Source organism: Vibrio sinaloensis DSM 21326, assembly GCF_000189275.1.
Taxonomy (GTDB): domain Bacteria; phylum Pseudomonadota; class Gammaproteobacteria; order Enterobacterales; family Vibrionaceae; genus Vibrio; species Vibrio sinaloensis.
On sequence record NZ_AEVT01000074.1, the window covers coordinates 1 to 18613 of the forward strand.

Consider the following 18613-nt stretch of genomic DNA (forward strand, 5'->3'; position numbering starts at 1 on the left):
TGATCAGCCTACTGCCATAAATCAGTTATTAGAAGGCTTAGATTCAGGCCTAGCACATCAAACTTTGCTCGGGGTGACGGGCTCTGGTAAGACATTCACGTTAGCGAATGTGATCGCACAAGCTCAGCGTCCAGCGATTCTGCTGGCGCCAAATAAAACGCTGGCTGCTCAACTTTACGGTGAGATGAAAGCGTTCTTTCCTAACAATGCGGTCGAATACTTCGTGTCTTACTACGATTATTACCAACCAGAGGCCTATGTTCCGACCACGGATACCTTCATCGAAAAAGACGCGTCGGTAAATGCTCATATCGAGCAAATGCGTCTCTCTGCGACCAAAGCGTTATTGGAACGCAAAGACGCCATTATTGTTGCGTCTGTTTCTGCGATCTATGGTTTGGGTGACCCTGAGTCTTATTTGCAAATGATGCTGCACATTCGTCGTGGTGATGTCATGGATCAGCGCGACATATTACGTCGCTTAGCGGAGCTGCAGTACAGCCGCAATGACGTGGCATTTGAACGCGGTCAGTTTCGCGTTCGTGGGGAGGTCATTGATATTTTCCCAGCTGAATCGGACCAAGATGCAGTACGTATCGAAATGTTCGACGACGAAATAGACTGTATCAGCGTATTCGACCCATTGACGGGTGTGGTTAAGCAGCGTGATTTGCCGCGATTCACTATTTATCCTAAGACTCACTATGTCACGCCTAGAGAGCGCATCTTAGATGCGATTGAGCATATTAAGCTGGAACTGGAGAGTCGTAAAAAACATCTGTTAGACAACAATAAACTGCTTGAAGAGCAGCGTATTTCACAACGCACCCAGTTTGATATTGAAATGATGAATGAGCTGGGCTTTTGCTCCGGTATCGAAAACTACTCACGTTATCTCAGTGGCCGCCAAGAGGGGGAGCCACCACCAACCTTATTTGACTACTTGCCTCATGATGGCCTGCTTATCATCGACGAGTCGCATGTGACCGTTCCGCAAATTGGCGCTATGTATAAGGGGGATCGCTCACGCAAAGAGACGCTGGTCGAGTTTGGCTTTCGTTTACCTTCTGCGCTTGATAACCGACCAATGAAGTTTGAAGAGTTTGAATCGATTGCGCCACAAACCATTTTTGTATCAGCGACGCCAGGTAATTATGAACTAGAGAAATCCGATGGTGAGATTGCCGATCAGGTTGTTCGCCCAACAGGTTTGCTCGATCCCCAGTTAGAGGTACGTCCGGTGGCTACTCAGGTCGATGATTTGTTGTCTGAAATTCGCATTCGCTCGGCACAAGACGAGCGAGTACTGGTGACGACTTTGACCAAGCGTATGGCTGAAGATTTGACCGAGTATCTTACCGAGCATGATGTTCGAGTTCGTTACCTTCACTCTGATATTGATACCGTTGAGCGAGTAGAGATCATAAGGGACTTGCGTTTGGGCGAGTTTGATGTGCTGGTGGGGATCAACTTGCTTCGTGAGGGTTTAGACATGCCAGAGGTCTCTCTGGTTGCGATTCTCGATGCCGACAAGGAAGGTTTCCTGCGTTCCGAGCGTTCGTTGATTCAGACCATTGGCCGCGCTGCTCGAAACATCAGTGGTAAAGCGATTCTCTATGCGGACTCGATTACTAAGTCGATGAAGAAGGCGATGGATGAAACGAACCGTCGCCGTGAAAAGCAGCAAGAATACAATACGAAGATGGGCATTGAGCCTCAAGCCCTTAAGCGTAACATAAAAGATATCATGGAGCTGGGTGACATCACTAAGAGTAAGAAACAGCGCGCCAGTAAGACTGTGCCATTATCTAAAGTGGCAGAGCCTTCGCAAAGCTATGATGTGATGACTCCGCAAGAGCTCGACAAAGAGATTGCTAAATTAGAAGCGCAGATGTATCAACATGCCCAAGATCTGGAATTCGAGTTGGCGGCAGAAAAGCGTGACCAGATCGATAAGTTACGCCAGCAGTTTATTGCCAATAGCTAGCTCGCAGGCAAAAAAATAGCCAATAGAGAAACGCTCTATTGGCTGTAATTTGTGAACATTAAATTCACTAACAACGTCAGTTGGCTAGGTGACCCATGAGGGTCACAATTACTAACGCAAGGTTTGTGCCAATAATTTGGGTCAGAAATGACCGAAAAAAAACGCTTTTTGTCTGAAAATGCCTTCTTTATTTGCAATATGCAAAGCGCAATGCAATCATTTATACAAATTGCAATGCAATCATTGGCTAGGATATGCAAGACAATACACATAACCCCAAAGCGAAATATCTCCTGATGGTAGAGGATACGGCGTCTGTCGCTGCACTCTATCGTTCTTACCTTACACCGTTACGAATCGATATCAATATCGTAGGTACGGGTCGTGATGCGATTGAAAGCCTTAATTTCCGCACCCCTGATCTGATCTTATTGGATCTGCGCTTGCCAGATATGACGGGCATGGACGTGTTGTACGCCGTGAAGAAAAAGAACCCTGATGTTCCTGTGGTGTTCATGACGGCACACGGTTCGATCGATACGGCGGTTGAAGCGATGCGTCATGGTGCGCAAGACTTTCTAATCAAGCCGTGTGAGGCCGATAGACTGCGTGTCACAGTAAACAACGCGCTGCGTAAAGCCAGTAAGTTGAAGAATGAAGCGGACTACCCTGGAAATCAAGGTTATCAAGGCTTTATTGGTAGTAGTCAGACCATGCAGGCGGTTTATCGCACTATTGACTCCGCAGCATCGAGTAAAGCGAGCATTTTTATTACTGGTGAGAGTGGTACTGGTAAAGAAGTGTGTGCCGAGGCGATTCACGCAACAAGTAAGCGTGGCGATAAGCCATTTATTGCTATCAACTGTGCGGCGATTCCTAAAGATCTTATCGAGAGTGAGCTGTTTGGTCATGTTAAGGGGGCCTTTACTGGCGCAGCAACTGACCGACAAGGTGCCGCTGAATTGGCGGACGGCGGTACACTATTTCTCGACGAACTGTGCGAGATGGATCTAGATTTGCAAACAAAACTACTGCGCTTCATTCAAACGGGCACCTTCCAAAAGGTTGGCTCGTCAAAAATGAAAAGTGTGGATGTACGTTTTGTTTGTGCGACAAACCGAGATCCTTGGAAGGAAGTCGAGGAAGGGCGTTTTAGGGAAGATTTGTACTATCGCCTGTATGTGATCCCATTGCACTTACCTCCTTTGAGAGAGCGTGGGGACGACATTATTGAGATCGCTTATTCTCTGCTCGGCTTTATGTCCAAAGAAGAAGGCAAAGATTTTATTCGTTTGTCTCCTGAAGTGGTTGACCGCTTTGCTAACTATGAGTGGCCGGGTAATGTGCGACAATTACAAAACGTATTGCGAAACGTGGTGGTACTTAACAACGGCAAGGAGATCGATCTTGCCATGTTACCACCGCCTTTGAACAAACCGACAGCCAACCAAATTCGTATTGAGCTTCCAGAAAATGATGAGTTCTCGGTACAAGATATCTTCCCATTATGGCTGACGGAAAAACGTGCGATAGAGCAGGCTATTAAGGCGTGTGATGGCAATATCCCCAAGGCTGCGGGGTACTTAGATGTCAGCCCATCGACTATCTATCGCAAACTGCAAGCATGGAATGTTAAGGAAACACAATAGTTATCATGGACGTATTAAATCAAGATAAAATCGACCGATTAGCTAGTGAAATAGGGGCAGATAACGTGCCTATTTTGTTGGATATTTTTCTTGGCGAACTGGCTCAGTATGCACAAAAGCTTAGTACTGATGTCGAGCTCGATGTGGCAGGGTATTTGAAAGAAATCAGCCATGCGCTAAAAAGCAGTGCCGCGAGTTTTGGAGCTGAGGTTTTGTGTGCCTATGCGATTGAAATCGACTCGATGGCCAAGTCGGGTCAGGCATTTGATAGCGAGCAGACAAAAGAGAAAATGCTAACGCTGCTCCAAGAAACGGAGCAGCGTTATAAGCAGCTAGTCTGATAGCAGTGCTTTTATGGCGTCATGCAGTTTATCCCTGTCATGGCGCCAATCTCTATTCGGTGAAGCCAATGGCGTAGTGACGCAATTCCATTCCGATAATTCTGGGTGCGGCTCATCGCCGAGCACAACGTCAATGCGTCTCCCCTGGCACGCTCTCTCACACCATTCCAGTTTTTCCTTGAGTGTCATTTTTCCCGCCGGTCCGGCTTCTGGTGAGAGGTTTTCCACAAACACTAACTGCGCGGTTTTATTGTTGGCGATGGCCCGACCAACGTCTGGGAGCAGGAGTGGGGGCATAATACTGGTGAGAAAACTTCCCGGCCCCAATACAATCGCATCCGCTTGCTCTAAAGCCATAACTCCCTCTTTGGTCGCGGCTACTTCGGGTTCCAAGTCGAGCCTGATGAGCTTTTCTGGCATTTCATCAACACTGGTTTCTCCCGTTACCCAGCGACCTTCTGTTGACAGGGCTTTTAAATCTGAAGGGTGCTCGGTCATCGGAATAATATTGACGTCTACTTTCAACATGCTGCGAATCAGGTTAATGGCATCTAAGGGGCGTACAGAGAGGTTATCTAACGCCGTGAGCATCAGATTACCTAGATTGTGCCCATCGAGTTCACCAGAGCCTTTGAATCGGTATTCAAACATCATCGAGCTGATGGAAGGGTCTGTAATCAGCTGGTTGATACAGTTACGAGTGTCACCCCAAGCGATCCCGCCTTGGCAACTGCGAATACGTCCGGTGGATCCCCCGTTATCTGTGGTTGCAACAATGCCAGTTGCATTTCCCCCAAAGCTTTTCAGAGCCGCCAACATTCGGCCTAATCCATGACCACCGCCTACTGCGACGACTTTTTTTTGTGAGTACAGAGTCATTTTTTCGTCTTATCTTTTTCATAACCAACTACAATTTAGAGTATTGCATTAACACTAGATACTCAATACGAGGTATTTCAGACATTGTGCGTGTTTTTTTGATCTAAAAGGTAGAAACACGCACAATTATTAAGTATTTTACTCAACAGCTGCTGGTATCGTCCCAATGATGACGACACCAGTTGCCATAACTCCGAGCTCCTCAAGCTAAGTTTGCAAGGGCAGATAAGCGTGATGAGCCAGTGACAAGTTGTCACAAGGGCATGATTGGAAATGATTGTGCCTCCCGTGTTTGGAAAGGTGTTCCGTGGCGCAACAATTCGAAGATAAATTTCATCGCAAGTTTTATTACTTGCGTCTTTCCGTTACAGATGTCTGTAACTTTAAATGTACCTATTGCTTGCCTGATGGTTATAAACCTTCGGGGCAGAAAAACTCGTCTTTTTTATCCGTACCGGAAGTAAAACGTGTGGTTCGAGCTTTTGCTGATTGTGGAACCTCGAAAGTGCGTATTACTGGCGGTGAGCCAAGCCTTCGCAAAGACTTCAACGATATTATCCAAACCGTAGCTGACACTCCGGGTATCGAAAAAGTTGCGACGACCACTAATGGCTATCGAATGGAAAAGCAAGTCGCGGATTGGCGACAAGCGGGTTTGACGCATATCAACGTCAGCGTCGATAGCTTAGATTCGCGGATGTTTCATCAGATCACAGGTGAAAACAAGTTCACCCAAGTAATGGCTGGCATCGACCGTGCATTTGAAGTGGGCTACGAGCAAGTAAAAGTTAACGTCGTATTGATGAAAGATCTCAATGCACACGAGCTTCCTGCCTTTCTAAATTGGATTAAAGACCGACCCATTCAGTTACGTTTTATCGAACTCATGCAAACTGGTGAAATGGACGAGCTGTTTCAGCGACACCACGTCTCCGGCGTTGCGATTCGGAACCAGTTGATAGCCAATGGTTGGCTGCTGAAAGTGCGTGCCCGCAATGATGGGCCGGCGCAGGTCTTTGTCCATCCTGATTATCAAGGTGAGATCGGACTGATCATGCCTTATGAAAAAGACTTTTGTGAGAGTTGTAACCGTTTGCGAGTATCAGCAACAGGCAAGCTGCACTTATGTTTGTTTGGCGATCATGGTGTTGAGCTGCGCGATCTTTTGCAACAAGACTCGCAAGAAGATGCGTTAATTCATCGCATTCAAGAGCAGTTACAAACTAAGTCTGTCAGTCACTTCCTGCACGATGGAAACTCCGGTATGACGCCACACTTGGCTTCTATCGGCGGTTAACACTGACAAACAAGCACACTCTTTTAGACTAGGCACTTGCGCTTAGTCTCAATCCAAATTAATCGATTAAAGGTAGGTGAACAAATGGGTCACGCAGAAAGCAAATTTCAACCAGCAAATATCGCAGTACTGACCGTTTCTGACACGCGTACAGAAGAGAATGACACGTCAGGTGGTTACTTAGCGGAGCAGGCAAAAGAAGCGGGCCATAATGTGGTTGATAAGCAAATCGTGATCGATGATATGTATAAGATCCGTGCCATCGTATCGCAGTGGATCGCCGATGAGAATGTTCAAGCGGTGATGATTACTGGTGGTACTGGTTTTACCTCACGCGATAGCACACCAGAAGCTCTTAAGCCGCTTTTCGATAAAGAGGTTGAGGGTTTTGGTGAGTTGTTCCGTATGGTTTCTTATGAAGAAATAGGCACCTCAACGATTCAGTCTCGCGCTATTGCTGGCTTTGCAAACCACACGGTTATTTTCGCGATGCCAGGGTCTACCGGTGCATGCCGTACGGGGTGGACTAAAATCATTAAGCAGCAGCTTGATGCGAGCCACCGCCCTTGTAACTTCATGCCACACCTAGCCGTTTAAGCGAGGTCTCATGAGCGAATTTACTCATATCAATGCTTCTGGTGAAGCAAACATGGTTGACGTTTCTGCGAAAGCAGAGACTGTACGAGAGGCACGCGCAGAAGCGTTTGTTCACATGGCACCTGAGACATTACAACTGATTGTGTCAGGCTCTCACCACAAAGGTGATGTGTTTGCGACAGCACGTATCGCAGGTATTCAAGCAGCGAAGAAAACCTGGGACCTTATCCCTCTGTGCCATCCGCTATTGCTGTCAAAAGTTGAAGTTCAGCTAGAAGCGATTGAAGCAGAGAATATGGTACGCATTGAATCAGTGTGTAAACTTGCTGGTAAGACGGGTGTTGAGATGGAAGCACTTACCGCGGCATCTGTGGCAGCGCTGACGATCTACGACATGTGTAAGGCTGTGCAAAAAGATATGGTCATTGGCCAGGTTCGCTTGTTAGAGAAAACAGGTGGTAAGTCAGGTCACTTTAAGGTGGAAGCATGATTAAAGTTCTTTTCTTTGCCCAAACTCGCGAACTCGTCGGGGTCGATGAAATAGAAGTCGCGGCTGAGTTTGATACCGTTGAGCATCTACGCGCTCACCTAGCGACTCAAGAAGGTAAATGGGATCTCGCGCTTGAACCAGGCAAGTTACTGGCAGCCATCAACCAATCAATAGTGCCTTTGGATCACAGCGTCAGTGATGGCGATGAAGTTGCCTTCTTTCCGCCAGTTACTGGGGGCTAATCATGGATTCTCGAGTATCAGTTCTGGTTGATGATTTCTCTGTCGGTGATGAATATCAAGCACTGGCTCAAGGCAGTGCTGCGGGTGCAGTGGTGACGTTTGTCGGTAAAGTTCGTGATATGAACTTAGGTGATAATGTCACCGGGCTTTCTTTAGAGCATTACCCAGGGATGACGGAAAAAGCCTTATCTGAGATTTGCGACCAGGCTGAACAGCGTTGGCCACTGCTCAATGTACGAGTGATTCACCGTGTCGGTGATCTTGATATCGGCGATCAGATTGTTTTTGTTGGAGTGTCGAGTGCGCATCGAGGCGCCGCGTTTGAAGCGTGTGAATTCATCATGGATTACTTGAAAACCAAAGCACCGTTTTGGAAGAAAGAACGCACGACACAAGAGACTCGCTGGGTTGAGTCGAGAGACTCCGATGCCAAAGCTGCCGAGCGCTGGCAAAACAAATAATTGTCTTTAAACGCCTTTCTATTCTGAAAGGCGTTTTTTTAGCGGTCGTTTTAATTGTCGAGTTGGTGAATGGTGCCACGTTGACGATTTTTTGCGTGAAATAACGCTTTGTCGGCGATAGACACCATTTTTTCCGCGCTCATTGTTTCATTGGATGCCTGACAGAATTTCAGCCCAATGGTCACCGTAACTTGGTCAGAAATCGTCGACGCGGGGTGAGGCAGGTTGAGATCAACTATGGCATGGCGGAGTGCTTGTGCTCGACGCATGACCTCATCAGCTGTGATGTCTGGTAGAAAAGCGAGAAACTCATCCCCTCCATAGCGAAAGCATAAATCGTTCGAATTTGCCCATTGTAGAATGGCTTGGGAAACGGACTTCAATGCGAGGTCGCCTTGCAGGTGGCCAAAGTGATCGTTGTATTGCTTAAAACAATCTATGTCTATCATTAAAATGGCGGAGTTAGTCTCGCGTAGCTTGGTCAGCTCGAGCGCATCAGGCAAGAGAGCATCGAGTGCGTAACGGTTGTACAACTGGGTGAGGTGATCCATAAAGGTGAGCTTTTCCAGCTCGAGTTGCTGCTTTGCTAACATGTCTAAAGTGCGTTTAAATTCTGAAATGTTGCGTACTGTCCACAGCACCAGTTCTGTTTCTGGTAACGGTATGACTAAGGCGCTGAAATACTGCACTTCAGTTGGCCCTTCAACACCATCAAAGCAGACAAGCTCTTTAGGATCCAGAGAATACTCGAGCTCAGCAGGTGCTTGACTCTCAACCACATCGACAATCACTTGGCTAAACCAGACCGCCTTATCTGCGGGCAAAACTTGATACTGATTTAAGCCGACCAGCGCCGAAGGGTTATGGTGACGTTTTACGTCGCGACCACCCCACGCCTCAACGTAAGTGCCACTTTTATTGATTAAAAACGTTGGCTCGGGCAAAGACTCAAACACTGTGTGCATTGTGTCCGGGTGATTAGCGATGGTCGAAGCAAAGGTAGAGGTCACTCAAACTAGCCCTTACAGTTTTACACTTATAACTATAGTTTAGACAGTGATTGATAACCTGTTACTCAACTAAGGTACTAATTATGAGAAAGCGCACAGTAAAAAGAGCCTTCGTGATCGCCCTGATAGTGGGAACCATTTTGAATCTAATTAATCAGTGGGACGTTTTGCTCTCGAGCTCCGAGTTTAACTGGCTTAAAGGCCTGCTGACTTACTGTGTGCCCTTTATTGTATCAATAGTGAGCAGTTGGTTGGCAGAGCGTGAACTAAAGCAGCAGAAGCCTAATTGTTAAGTTGATAGGTTAGAACAATTGTAAAAATTGGTGATTTCCATTTAGTAAAATCAAGAAATTAGACAACAATTACAGTAACAGCAGCGTTGCTTGCACGTTAAGGAGACAATAATGGAATCACTAAAAGTAAAAGACTACATGACACTGCAAGCGGTAACCTTTACCCCTGATATGTCATTGAGTGCTGCCTTAGACAAAGTTCTAGACTCTCGCTATTTGGGCGGTCCTGTTATCAACGAGCAGAAAGAAGTGATCGGCTTTCTTTCCGGTCAAGATTTACTCGATAAACTGATAAAAGTGTCTTACTACTGCCAAGATACCCACATCGTTTCAGATTGTATGCACTCAGAAGTTCTGTCTGTCACATCCGAAACTTCGATTATCGAACTGGCGGATATGATGAAAGTCGGTAAACCCAAGGTTTATCCTGTAATTGATGCTGGGAAGCTGGTTGGTATCATTACCCGCCGAGATGTACTCAGAGCGATTGGCAAAAATATTGATGAATGTTTCAAACATCCAGTTTAGTATCTGTTACAGAATGTTAACTAAAGAGGCGCAACTAGCGCCTCTTATTGTATGAGTTAGATAAATACAGATGACAGACCAAAGTGCAAAATTCGTAGAAGGTTCGACCATGCGCCACATCTTAGTGATGTCAGGTGCAGGCTCGGTAGGATTAATGGCTCTGTTTGTCGTCGACCTGCTTGATATGCTGTTCATCAGTATGCTGGGGCAGGTCGAATTAGCGGCAGCAGTCGGTTTTGCTGGAACATTGGTATTCTTTTCCACCTCGATATCGATAGGTACCTCGATAGCGATGGGCGCTTTGGTGTCTAAGGCGATTGGTGCGAAACAACGCGACCACGCACGAATGCTCGCCACCAGCGTGATGGCGACGGCGTTTGTGATTAGTAGTGTTGTCAGTACCTTGATGTATGTTTTCATTCCTGAGTTGGTCGCGGCTATCGGTGCGAAAGGCTTTGTCGCGGAGCGTGCAGAGGCGTACTTGAGCATTATTATTCCAAGTGGTCCGTTTTTGGCTGTCGCAATGTCAGCAGGGGCTGGACTTCGAGCTGCTGGGGATGCTAAACGTTCGATGTGGGCAACCCTATCTGGCGGTATCGTCAACGCTATTCTTGACCCTTTGTTTATCTTCGGTTTTGGTTGGAATGTAGAAGGGGCTGCCTTGGCGTCGGTGTTCGCCCGTTTTACCGTGTTATTTGTGTCAATTTACCCTTTGATTCGTATACATCAACTGGTTGCACCTTTGGTGTTTAGTGGTTGGCGTATGAACCTTAAAGCGATCCTTATGATTGCCGTCCCTGCGATCATCACCAACATAGCGACACCAATTGGGAACGCGATAGTTACCACATCGATTGCGCAGTATGGCGAAGACTTTGTAGCCGGTTTTGCCGTTATCGGTCGATTAACTCCGGTATGTTTTGCGGTTATCTTTGCCTTGTCTGGTGCGGTAGGCCCTATCATCGGCCAGAATTTTGGGGCTGAACGATTTGATCGCGTAAAAGAAACTTTAAACAACTCCTTGTTGGTCACGACGATATACACGGTATGCGTTTGTTTGATCCTCTACTTGGTTCAAGACTTAGTGATTCAAAGTTTCAGTCTGAAAGGGGATGCGGCGATCATTGTGGCTGCGTTTTGTACCTATGTTGCCTTGAGCTTTATCTTTAATGGTGCGCAGTTCGTTGCCAATACCTCGTTCAATAATTTAGGTAAGCCACTCTATTCTACCGCGTTAAACTTAGGTAAAGCGACGTTAGGCACCTTACCGTTTGTCTATTTGGGGTCACAGTGGTTTGGTGCGCTTGGTGTCCTGTACGGTCAAGCGCTAGGTTCGGTTGTATTTGGCATTCTTGCCGTCATCGTGCTTAGAAAGCACATTGCCGATCTCACTCAAGGGATGGCGCCAGAGGAGTTGGCAGAAGACCCGTCAATCACCAGTGTGAACAGTCAACCTTTCTGCAGCCATGATGCAGTGTTAATAGAGGATGTCGCAGCTGGTGGTGAAAAATCAGTTAAGTAAAAAAGTGTTTGACCTTGGAGTAGACTCCAAGGTTTAAGCTTAAGGTGTACATTAAATGGAGAGACGACTATGTGCACCAAACATAAAGCTTGCCGCTCAGAGAAAGTGGCGCTAAACCCTTCTCAAGTTGGCTCATGTTCCAGTCCGAAGATCAGCAATATTCAAATGGCTGACGTGTCGAGTAAAGACGCAGGCTGCTGCAGTTCAAGTACGTGCAGCAGTGGGAGTGACCCGAGTGATGAGGAAAGTGACGCCAGTCCCTCATCGGACGCACGATTTACTCACAGTTGGAAAGTTCTGGGCATGGACTGTCCAGCTTGCGCTAAAAAAATAGAAACCGCGGTATCTAAAGTATCGGGCGTGATTGATGCCAAAGTCCTGTTCGCGACCGAAAAGCTGGTGGTTAACACCAATCATGCGGATGTTGCAATCAGCATAGAACAAGCCATTATCGAGACAGGCTTCCGCTTTACCAGTCCAAATGATAGAACGCCCCCTTCACCGCAAGAAAGTGGGTGGCTCGCGATTATTCGTCAAAACAGCCAAATCATCGCGATTGCCAGCGCCATGCTACTCGCGATGATGATCAAACCAAGTTTTCCTCAAGTCAGTGAGTGGCTGTTTGTCCTTACCTGTTTAGCGGGCTTGTATCCGATTGGCCGCAAAGCTATATCGTTAGCCAAATCGGGTACCCCGTTTGCCATAGAAACCTTAATGAGCGTCGCAGCGCTAGGGGCACTTTACTTAGGTGAGACAGTCGAAGCCGCCATGGTTCTGCTGCTGTTTTTAATTGGTGAACGTTTAGAAGCTTTTGCCGCCTCAAGAGCGCGAAGCGGCGTACAGTCTTTGATGGAACTGGTCCCGGAAAATGCGGTTCAAATTATCGATGGTCAGCGTGTTGAAGTGTCGGTTAGTGAACTGACACCCGGTGACGTCATTGAAGTCTCCCCAGGCTCTCGATTGCCAGCAGATGGTCGTTTGTTAGATGGATTAGCGAGTTTCGATGAGAGTGCACTCACGGGAGAGTCGATCCCAGTAGAGCGTTTTGAAGGTGAATCTGTCATGGCTGGAGCTGTGGTAGTGGATCGCGTAGTACGCTTTACCATCACCTCTAAGCAGGGTGAAAACGCAATCGATAGAATTCTGCACCTTATTGAAGAAGCTGAATCTCGCAAAGCACCATTGGAGCGCTTCCTCGATAAGTTTAGCCGCTGGTACACACCGTTAATGATGGTGGTTGCATTGCTGGTGATCGTCACACCACCTCTGCTTTTTGCGCAGCCGTGGGAAACTTGGGTTTATCGAGGTCTTGCTCTGTTGCTTATTGCGTGCCCATGCGCCCTAGTGATTTCGACTCCTGCAGCGATTACCTCTGGCCTTGCTGCGGCAGCTCGTCGTGGCGCATTGATTAAAGGTGGTGCGGCACTGGAGCAGCTTGGTCGAGTCGAGACCATCGCGTTTGATAAAACTGGGACTCTGACCAAAGGCAAACCTGAAGTGACGGATATCGTCGCATTCGACAACATTAGCCAGGAGCAGCTATTAGCCAAAGTTGCAGCGATTGAAGTTGGCTCAAGTCATCCTCTTGCGGTTTCGGTGGTGAAAAAAGCGCAGTCTCTAAATCTGGAAATTGCGGAAGCAACGGATAAACAAGCTTTGGTTGGTAGTGGGGTACAAGGCATAGTAGGTGGCACCTTATACCAAGTGATGTCGCCAAGTAAATTGACGATTGAGCTCGCTTCACCGCTTGTTGAGCAGATTGAGGGATTAGAGCAACAAGGCAAAACGGTAGTTGTTGCGGTTGCCGATGGCTCAAAAGTGATTGGCTTGATCGCTTGGCAAGACACTTTAAGAGCTGATGCAGCTGACGCGGTTCAAGCGTTAAAAGACCTTGGTATTAATGCGCTTATGTTGACAGGGGACAACCCTCGCAGTGCACAAGCGATAAGCAATAAAATTGGCATCGATTTCAAAGCCAGCTTGTTACCAAAGGACAAAGTGACCTATGTTGAACAGCTGTCAGCGAATGGGCATGTAGCCATGGTTGGGGATGGCATTAATGATGCGCCAGCGATGAAGGCTTCCAGCATAGGTATTGCTATGGGGGGAGGTACGGACGTTGCACTTGAAACCGCAGATGCTGCCATCACGCACAACCGACTGATTGAGCTAGCTGGTATGATTGAGCTTTCACGTGCCACTTTAAACAATATTCGCCAGAACGTAGCGTTAGCCTTAGGCTTGAAGGCGGTTTTCCTTGTCACCAGTTTGTTGGGTATAACTGGGTTATGGGTAGCGGTATTAGCGGACAGCGGTGCCACTGCGATCGTCACGCTCAATGCGTTGCGTTTGCTTAAGTTCAAATCAAACCATGATTAATGAGTAACTAAAAACGCCTTGTTTAATAACCCTCGTAGTTTGATGCGAGGGTTATTTTTTATGCAACTCGAGCAGCCTATTTGCTAAAAAATGTGACGCAAACCGATTTTATGTGCAATGGTGAAATGCATTACCTACATTGTTGTGAAGTTTGTCACTCTTTAGTGCGCAAGAGTTCGTTAGAGTAGTTCCTGTACCCGATGAATTTATAGAGTGAAACGAGCTGTCAAAATCTAAATCGATTTCACCCAATTAAGGAGCCCCCTATGTCTCAAGCCGTATTCCACCTTGGTGTTACTGAAGCCGATCTTGCTGGTGCAACATTAGCGATTATTCCAGGTGATCCAGCGCGTGTACAAAAAATTGCTGAAGAAATGGAAAACCCTGTTTTTCTAGCGAGCCACCGCGAGTACACACTTTACCGCGCTGAGCTTGATGGTAAGCCTGTTGTTGTATGTTCGACAGGTATTGGTGGTCCTTCTACCTCTATCGCGGTTGAAGAACTTGCTCAGTTGGGTGTACGTACTTTCCTTCGTGTTGGTACGACTGGCGCTATTCAGCCTCATGTTAATGTCGGTGATATGATCGTATCCACGGGTTCTGTTCGTCTTGACGGTGCAAGTTTACACTTCGCTCCAATGGAATTCCCTGCAGTTGCTGATTTTGAAGTTGCTACAGCAATGAAAGCGGCGGTTGAAGAGTCTGGTGCGACGGTTCACATGGGCGTAACGGCATCAAGCGATACTTTCTACCCAGGTCAAGAGCGCTACGATACGTTCTCTGGTCGCGTAGTGAAACGTTTCCAAGGTTCAATGCAAGAGTGGCAGGACATGGGCGTACTTAACTTTGAGATGGAATCTGCAACACTACTGACTATGTGTGCAAGTTCTGGTCTTAAAGCGGGTTGTGTAGCGGGTGTTATCATCAACCGCACACAGAAAGAGATCCCAGATCACTCAACGCTTAAAGAGACAGAAGCACGTTCAATCAAAGTGGTTGTAGAAGCGGCTCGCAAAATGCTTTAAGGCTTGCGCTAGTTAGCTCAATCCAATAGAAAAACCTCAATCATGGCTAGCCAGATTGAGGTTTTTTAGTATTCAAATTCAGTGTTCAGTTACGCAACAAACTCTTCTGAATCTGGGCGGTTGGTGAACTGAACGCCGTTTAAGAAATCACACAGTAGTTGGTCGTCACACACTTTGTAATTCTTGTTGTTCGGTTTACGGAAGTAAGCACCAACTTCATACTTGCTTAAGCTCACACCCATTAGCTCGAGGACGTCCAAAACCTCTTCTGCTTTCATATTCAGTGCGATTCGCAACTTCATGAAAATCATGTTGTTGGTTAACGTTTGCTCTGGCTTTGGTTGCTCACCTTCTTTCTTCCCACGCTTTAGGTTGATGAAACCGTTTAGAAAAAGCGCAAGCTCCTTGTCCTTCATTTTCGTCGCCGATTTATCTGAATCCGCTTTTAGCCAGTTATTCACTTGGTTGGGTGCTACCGCACATTCCGCTTGCTCAAACGCTTTAATAATCTGAGCGTTTTTAAGATTGAGTGAATGCTGAATACGGCGCAAAATTTCATTGTTAGTCACAGGGATTGCTCTTTAGTGGAAGGCCAAGGTCGACCGGATATTTGTCGCTAGGGACTTTAGCAAAGATGTTACACGGGTGACAGCAATAAAATGAGCGCCAATGAGCGGCTCCTCAGTGAGAAGAGAGTCGCGGGTACAAAATAGGGCACTAAAGCGTGCCCATGTTTTTTATCACCGCTTCTATCATGCGAGGGCGATTTTTGGCAAAGGTTGGTACAGGCTTTCCGTCATGTCGGAAAGCATCTGATCATACACTTGTGAAATCACCAAAGAGATATCGGTTGTCAATTGGTACAGTTCATCGTTGTTGGCATAAATTGCTTCGCCCGCGCTGATTTCACTAAGCTGATGCATGGCTTTTGAGCTAAGTGGCGACGCAACAGAAAGCGGGCTAACAATGGATAATTGATTGAGTTTTCGTCTGGTTTTGTCACAGTAGTACTTCACCCGCATTTCACCTTCAGGGTAATGGCGATCTTGAATGGAAATACGCAGTTGCGTCAGTACTTCCATCGCATCCAAAACTTGCTGCCAATTCATATGGTATTCGTCGCTGATGTCCTCCCTGCCTGATTCAATCAACCAAGCGATAGCGATCTCGTCCATCAAGAACATGCAATGACGTATTGTTTTTCCATGTATGACCTGATTTCTTGCGATGTTTCGCTCTGTCCATTCCTTATGCAGCGCTTTAAGCTTTAGTTGGAAAATTCGATACATGGGCTTGTTTTCGAATTGGGCGTTAGCGATGAGTAAGTTTGAATACTCCATCATCGAATCATAAACCTCGGCTAATGTTGATTCTACCGTTTCTGGATTTTGACGTGATAATGCTTGGTGGGTCACCGAGCGATGCTGACGGCTCAATAGAAGAAGCTGTCGCAACAGAACTAACGTTTCAAACTTGCGCTCCAAGCCCGTATTACGTTTGCGAGAGAAATAGAACAGTGCGAGTAGCACTCCGATTGAAATTATCATTGACCATAGCACTAGCATAACCAACTCCTTGTTATGTTTTACCTATAAAGTGGTAGAGCAGCTTTGGTGCCAAAATTAAAGTGCTTAATTATTAATGGCTTAGTTTTTTGTGAGGTAAGGGGTGAACCGTGTTGGTGCAGGTACAGCACCGAAAATGTGAGTTCACGCATAAAAAAAGCCCTGCTCATTGAGCAGGGCTTTCGATTGATGGGCTGCGATTACATCACACGCATACCTGGTTGTGCGCCTTCGTGTGGCTCTAGGATCCAAAGGTCACTGCCGCCCGGGCCCGCAGCTAGGATCATGCCTTCCGACATACCAAACTTCATCTTACGAGGCTTAAGGTTTGCCACCATGACGGTTAGCTTGCCTTCCAGCTCTTCAGGTTTGTACGCAGACTTAATGCCAGAGAATACCTGACGAGTTTCACCACCGATGTCCAATTGGAACTTAAGCAGTTTGTTTGCTTTTGGCACTTCTTCACAAGAGATGATGCGCGCAATACGCATATCAACGGCTGCAAAAGCATCAAACTCAATTTCATCTGCGATTGGATCTTTATCTAGTTCCGTTTGGTTCGCTTTGTTCTTAGCGGCTTCTGCTGCTTCTTTTGCTGCAACTTCTGCCGCTGCATCTTCTTTAGATGCTTCAACCATCGCTTCTACCTTCTTCGGATCGATGCGGTTGAATAGCGCTTTGAACTTAGTGATTTCGTGATCAGTCAGCGGAGCCGCAACACCTTCCCAAGTCAGCTCTTCGTTTAAGAATGCTTCAGTGCGTGCAGCAAGCTCTGGCATCACTGGTTTTAGGTAAGTCATCAGAACGCGGAATAGGTTAATACCCACAGAACAGATATCTTGTAGCTCTTGGTCTTTACCTTCTTCTTTCGCAACAACCCACGGTGCTTTCTCATCAACGTATTGGTTTGCTTTGTCTGCCAGTGCTGTGATTTCACGAATGGCACGACCAAATTCACGAGTCTCGTAAAGCTCTGCGATGCGATCCGCCGCCGCTGCGAATTCGTTGTAAAGCTCAGGCTCTGCAAAGTTAGCAGATAGCTTGCCTTCAAAACGCTTAGTGATGAAGCCAGCATTACGTGATGCTAGGTTAACAATCTTGTTTACCACGTCAGCGTTAACGCGCTGAGTGAAGTCTTCAAGGTTAAGGTCTAGGTCATCGATACGGCTGTTTAGTTTCGCTGCGTAGTAGTAACGTAGACATTCTGGGTCTAAATGATCTAGGTAAGTCGCTGCCTTGATGAAGGTGCCTTTTGACTTAGACATCTTGGCACCGTTTACGGTGACGTAGCCGTGGACAAACACGTTGTCTGGTTTACGGAAACCGCTGCCTTCTAGCATTGCTGGCCAGAATAGAGAGTGGAAGTAAACAATGTCTTTACCGATGAAGTGGTAAAGTTCTGTTGAGCTGTCTTTGTTCCAATACTCATCGAAATCTAGGTCATCACGCTTGTCACACAGGTTTTTGAATGAACCCATGTAACCGATAGGAGCGTCTAGCCATACGTAGAAGAACTTGTCTTTCTCACCTGGGATCTCGAAACCGAAGTATGGTGCGTCGCGAGAGATGTCCCACTGTTGCAGACCAGACTCAAACCACTCTTGCATCTTGTTCGCCGTTTCAGCTTGTAGTGAGCCAGAACGTGTCCACTCTTGGAGCATGCTTTCGAACTGAGGTAGATCGAAGAAGAAGTGCTCAGAGTCTTTCATTACTGGGGTTGCACCAGAAACGGCTGATTTAGGATCGATCAGCTCAGTTGGGCTGTACGTCTCACCACAGTTGTCACAGTTATCACCGTATTGGTCTTCTGACTTACACTTAGGACAGGTACCTTTTACGAAACGATCCGGTAGGAACATCTCTTTCTCAGGATCGAAAAGCTGAGAGATAGTGCGGCTAGAGATAAAACCGTTCTTCTTAAGCTCAAGGTAGATGTGAGAAGCGAGTTCACGGTTCTCTTCTGAGTGTGTGCTGTGGTAGTTATCAAAGCTAATATCGAAGCCAGCGAAGTCTTTTTGGTGCTCTTCACTTACTGCAGCGATCATCTCTTCTGGCGTAATACCCATCTGTTGTGCTTTTAGCATGATTGGCGTGCCGTGAGCATCGTCAGCACAGATGAAGTTTACAGTGTTGCCACGTAGGCGTTGGTATCGAACCCAGATGTCAGCTTGAATGTGTTCAAGCATATGACCTAGGTGAATTGAACCGTTAGCGTACGGAAGGGCACAAGTTACCAAAAGTTTTCTTGGATCAGTCGCCATACTTAATATTCGCTTCTAATGATGTATAAAAAAATAGAGAGTAATACTACCTTATCCCACCAGTGACTCCAAGGTGTGAGCGACTGT

The 18613-nt window shown here is 46.8% G+C and carries 18 protein-coding genes and 1 riboswitch; of the genes, 13 read left to right on the forward strand and 5 right to left on the reverse strand.

The genetic code is table 11. The annotated features are described in order from the left end of the window. The 3 genes from uvrB to luxU form a co-directional block, all read left to right on the forward strand. Window positions 1-1987 (forward strand): excinuclease ABC subunit UvrB (gene uvrB / locus RH45_RS13095; RefSeq protein ID WP_008077911.1); only part of this gene is annotated, 1987 nt, incomplete at its 5' end. A 254-nt stretch (window positions 1988-2241) separates the two neighbouring features. Continuing rightward, window positions 2242-3636, forward strand: a complete 1395-nt coding sequence (gene luxO, locus RH45_RS13100; RefSeq protein WP_008077912.1) for a quorum-sensing sigma-54 dependent transcriptional regulator LuxO — start codon at window positions 2242-2244, stop codon at window positions 3634-3636. Window positions 3637-3638: 2 nt separating this feature from the next. Then, window positions 3639-3977, forward strand: coding sequence for a quorum-sensing phosphorelay protein LuxU (gene luxU / locus RH45_RS13105; protein WP_174263529.1), 339 nt, complete (start codon window positions 3639-3641; stop codon window positions 3975-3977). On the opposite strand, the gene RH45_RS13110 is transcribed toward luxU, so the two are convergent. Then, a complete protein-coding gene (locus tag RH45_RS13110; protein ID WP_008077916.1) occupies window positions 3969-4856 on the reverse strand; it encodes a YvcK family protein in 888 nt (295 codons plus the stop codon). The genes luxU and RH45_RS13110 overlap by 9 nt on opposite strands. Before the next feature lie 179 nt (window positions 4857-5035). Next, window positions 5036-5175, forward strand: a riboswitch (molybdenum cofactor riboswitch). Between RH45_RS13110 and moaA the strand changes: the two genes are divergently transcribed. From moaA to moaE, 5 genes are all read left to right on the forward strand, one after another. Continuing rightward, on the forward strand, window positions 5164-6153 hold the full coding sequence (gene moaA / locus RH45_RS13115) for a GTP 3',8-cyclase MoaA (RefSeq protein ID WP_008077918.1): 990 nt from the start codon (window positions 5164-5166) through the stop codon (window positions 6151-6153). (Overlaps the previous riboswitch by 12 nt.) Window positions 6154-6237: 84 nt before the next feature. Beyond that, window positions 6238-6750 (forward strand): molybdenum cofactor biosynthesis protein B, encoded by a 513-nt coding sequence (gene moaB / locus RH45_RS13120; protein ID WP_008077920.1) that lies wholly within the window; start codon window positions 6238-6240, stop codon window positions 6748-6750. A gap of 10 nt (window positions 6751-6760) precedes the next feature. Next, window positions 6761-7240: a cyclic pyranopterin monophosphate synthase MoaC gene (gene moaC / locus RH45_RS13125; RefSeq protein WP_004414902.1), complete on the forward strand. Its 480-nt coding sequence runs from the start codon at window positions 6761-6763 to the stop codon at window positions 7238-7240. Next, a complete protein-coding gene (gene moaD, locus RH45_RS13130; RefSeq protein WP_008077926.1) occupies window positions 7237-7482 on the forward strand; it encodes a molybdopterin synthase sulfur carrier subunit in 246 nt (81 codons plus the stop codon). Before moaC ends, moaD begins: the two co-directional genes overlap by 4 nt. A 2-nt stretch (window positions 7483-7484) precedes the next feature. Further along, entirely contained in the window at window positions 7485-7943 is a 459-nt protein-coding gene (gene moaE, locus RH45_RS13135; protein WP_008077929.1) for a molybdopterin synthase catalytic subunit MoaE, read from the forward strand. 50 nt (window positions 7944-7993) lie between these two features. Here moaE and RH45_RS13140 read toward each other — a convergent pair whose 3' ends face one another. Beyond that, a complete protein-coding gene (locus tag RH45_RS13140; RefSeq protein WP_008077930.1) occupies window positions 7994-8953 on the reverse strand; it encodes a sensor domain-containing diguanylate cyclase in 960 nt (319 codons plus the stop codon). An 83-nt stretch (window positions 8954-9036) separates the two neighbouring features. On the opposite strand from RH45_RS13140, the gene nrtS reads away from it, so the two are divergent. The 5 genes from nrtS (at window position 9037) to udp (ending at window position 14700) form a co-directional block, all read left to right on the forward strand. After that, a complete protein-coding gene (nrtS, locus tag RH45_RS23565) occupies window positions 9037-9246 on the forward strand; it encodes a nitrate/nitrite transporter NrtS (protein ID WP_008077933.1) in 210 nt (69 codons plus the stop codon). A gap of 111 nt (window positions 9247-9357) precedes the next feature. Beyond that, window positions 9358-9774: a CBS domain-containing protein gene (locus RH45_RS13150; RefSeq protein WP_008077934.1), complete on the forward strand. Its 417-nt coding sequence runs from the start codon at window positions 9358-9360 to the stop codon at window positions 9772-9774. A 70-nt stretch (window positions 9775-9844) separates the two neighbouring features. Beyond that, window positions 9845-11296, forward strand: coding sequence for an MATE family efflux transporter (locus tag RH45_RS13155; protein WP_008077935.1), 1452 nt, complete (start codon window positions 9845-9847; stop codon window positions 11294-11296). A 69-nt stretch (window positions 11297-11365) separates the two neighbouring features. Next, window positions 11366-13675, forward strand: a complete 2310-nt coding sequence (locus tag RH45_RS13160; protein ID WP_008077936.1) for a zinc/cadmium/mercury/lead-transporting ATPase — start codon at window positions 11366-11368, stop codon at window positions 13673-13675. A 266-nt stretch (window positions 13676-13941) separates the two neighbouring features. Continuing rightward, window positions 13942-14700 carry a uridine phosphorylase gene (gene udp / locus RH45_RS13165; protein WP_008077937.1) on the forward strand — a complete coding sequence of 253 codons (759 nt, stop codon included), beginning with the start codon at window positions 13942-13944 and terminating at the stop codon, window positions 14698-14700. Between the two features lie 89 nt (window positions 14701-14789). On the opposite strand, the gene RH45_RS13170 is transcribed toward udp, so the two are convergent. The 3 genes from RH45_RS13170 to metG form a co-directional block, all read right to left on the reverse strand. Further along, complete coding sequence (locus tag RH45_RS13170; protein WP_008077939.1) at window positions 14790-15269, reverse strand: YehS family protein; 480 nt, start codon at window positions 15267-15269, stop codon at window positions 14790-14792. Between the two features lie 183 nt (window positions 15270-15452). Then, a complete protein-coding gene (locus RH45_RS13175) occupies window positions 15453-16265 on the reverse strand; it encodes a hypothetical protein (protein ID WP_008077941.1) in 813 nt (270 codons plus the stop codon). A 200-nt stretch (window positions 16266-16465) separates the two neighbouring features. Next, on the reverse strand, window positions 16466-18526 hold the full coding sequence (gene metG / locus RH45_RS13180) for a methionine--tRNA ligase (RefSeq protein WP_008077943.1): 2061 nt from the start codon (window positions 18524-18526) through the stop codon (window positions 16466-16468). Between the last annotated feature and the right edge of the window lie 87 nt (window positions 18527-18613).